This is a genomic window from Paenisporosarcina sp. TG-14, from assembly GCF_000297555.1.
Taxonomy (GTDB): Bacteria; Bacillota; Bacilli; order Bacillales_A; family Planococcaceae; genus Paenisporosarcina; species Paenisporosarcina antarctica.
In genome coordinates, this window is sequence record NZ_AMGD01000112.1 from 1 (window position 1) to 2440 (window position 2440).

At 40.3% G+C, this 2440-nt stretch carries 2 protein-coding genes; both read right to left on the bottom strand.

The window, feature by feature from the left end; genetic code table 11:
* Window positions 1-117 precede the first annotated feature (117 nt).
* Window positions 118-861, bottom strand: coding sequence for an IS21-like element helper ATPase IstB (istB, locus tag C406_RS0118925; RefSeq protein ID WP_017382206.1), 744 nt, complete (start codon window positions 859-861; stop codon window positions 118-120).
* Window positions 858-2411, bottom strand: a complete 1554-nt coding sequence (gene istA, locus C406_RS0118930) for an IS21 family transposase (protein ID WP_026045757.1) — start codon at window positions 2409-2411, stop codon at window positions 858-860. Before istA ends, istB begins: the two co-directional genes overlap by 4 nt.
* Window positions 2412-2440: the final 29 nt, after the last annotated feature.

Below are 2440 nucleotides of genomic sequence, written 5' to 3' on the forward strand. Positions count from 1 at the left end.
GATTACAGCCATCGAAATGAGCCATCTGTGCCAAAGTTTTGAGCCACTCGAGACAGATTTTTTAGCCAGTTCGGTCATCAAGAGAGCCACTACCTTTTGGTAGTGGCATGAAACAAACTATTCTTTGATACCATGGCGTTCTCTCATCGACATTTTTCCATCAATAAAAATACTATAAGAGTCATGAATGATACGATCGAGAATGGCATCAGCTAATGTAGATTCCCCGATTTTATCATACCAACCTTGCGTATCGAATTGTGAACAAAAGATAGTTGATGCCACTTGATGACGTGCTTCTACTATCTCTAATAAGTCTCGAGCTTCATTCTCTCTAAGGGACGTAAGCAGCCACTCATCTAGGATTAGAAGATCCACTTTGGTGTAAGATTTCATTACTTTTTTGTAAACACCTTCACCTCTGGCAACGGCCAATTCTTCCAATATATCAGGTAGGCGTACGTATTTTACAGTATATAACTGACGACAAGCTGAGATGCCAAATGCGCAGGCAAGATAGGATTTTCCATTACCAGATGCGCCTTTAATAATTAAATTATGCTTATCCTGGATGTAAGTACAAGAAGCCAGACGCAAGATTTGGGTTTTATCCAACTGACGGTCTGCGTGATATTCAATATCTTCAATACAAGCCTGCTGATTTCGAAAATTCGCGCCTCGGATGATACGTTCAAGTTTATTATTTTTACGTCGAGACCACTCGACATCCACCATTAGGGCTAAACGATCTTCAAATGACATATCGTTAAAATCGGTATTGCGCAGTTGTTCATGGAATTGCTCCGCCATGGCACTAAGGCGCATTTCATGTAATTTACTTAACGTGTTTTCATTTGTCATTTTTCTTTCCTCCCGTAGTAAGCAGCGCCTCGTGTAAATCCATGTGAAGACACTTCTTCTTTTGTTGTAGTGACCGGCTGGCGATCATTCGAATGCAATTTGTCTTGCCCTGTCTTCAAAATAGTTTTTACGCTAGAAAGGTTCGGTCTTGGTAAATAGGACAATGCTCGTTTACTAGCCTTTTCAACTCTTTCTATTGAATATTGATCTGCTAGTTTCGTAAGACCCATACAAGACTTTAACGCTTGTTTCTCAACCTTATAGGAATCTAGTATCGAGTGAACCACAGCCAATGTATAAGGGCCGATGGCCTTTGCCCACTTAAGGTAATAGTCTCGGTTAAAATCAAGATATTGTTTGTGATGAATAGGCATATGCTCTGGTAGTGTTGAAAGCTTGCCCTCCTTACCTTCAAGACGCATGTGGGAGGCAATTCGATAGTTTTTGAAGAATACTTCAATAATCTTTTGTGTGATTCTGATATCTACTTCGTGTTTGATATATTCATTTGGAACTGAGTAAAACATTTTTTCTGCCAATATGTGATAATCGTATGATACGGTTTCTTTCTTCCAGTTAGCCAATTCGTATGGGGAAGCAGGCAGAGGAAGAAGCGCAAACTTCTCTTCCTCAAGAAATGCAGATAGCCTGTTTCCATTCTTTTTTTGAAAATCCTTTTGATTAAATTCAGCTAATTTTTCTAAGATAGCTTTGTTTAATTCACTCACCGTGAAAAACTGCTCATTCCTCAAAGAAGCGATAATCCAGGTCGATATAATCCCAACTGTTCCTTCAACACTGGCCTTATCCTTTGGATGTCTTACACGTGCCGGCATGATAACCGTATGATAGTGCTCCGCCATCTCCTGGTACGTTCGGTTAATAATGGGATCTGTGGAAGATGCTTTCACCACACCCGTCTTTAAATTATCGGGCACAATCATACGAGTTACTCCTCCAAAATGCCGAAAGGCATGAATATGTGCTGATATCCAATTTTCTGAAGATACCGATTGAAATGCCTCCACATAAGCGTATTGACTACAAGGTAATGCAGCCACAAAGATATACGCGGGAATCATTTCTCCTGTAATTTGGTCTTTGATGAACATGGTTTGACCTGCCCAATCGACCTCCATAATTTCCCCTGGCTTCCGTTTTATGCGCATGGTGGCTTTAGAGACAGTAGCGAATCGATGATAAAATCGGCAATATTGACGATAGCTATAAGGGATTTCCAGACGATTCCTACAGGCTTCGACATACTCATGCCATAATAGCGACAATGTCACTCCACTACGTGCCATCTCTCGGTGAATATACTCGCAATCTGGTCGCTTTCGGATGTCGGACTTGTTTTTTTCAGGAAAGAGAATTCCCTGAAGTTCTTCATCATTAACATCCTTATCAAATGGCCAGGATACTTGTAATTCATTAGCTCGAGATATGATTTCCGCTACTGAATTCCTGGAACACCCACTACTTGATGCAATACTGCGATTACTAAGATTTTGGGCGTATAACCTTAGAACTTCACGGTATTTAAGCATAATAAAACCTCCTGTATAATTAATTGACG

Coding starts and splice junctions, on each gene's coding strand:
- istB (WP_017382206.1), bottom strand. CDS start 861: ATGACAAATGAAAACACGTTAAGTAAATTACATGAAATGCGCCTTAGT.
- istA (WP_026045757.1), bottom strand. CDS start 2,411: ATGCTTAAATACCGTGAAGTTCTAAGGTTATACGCCCAAAATCTTAGT.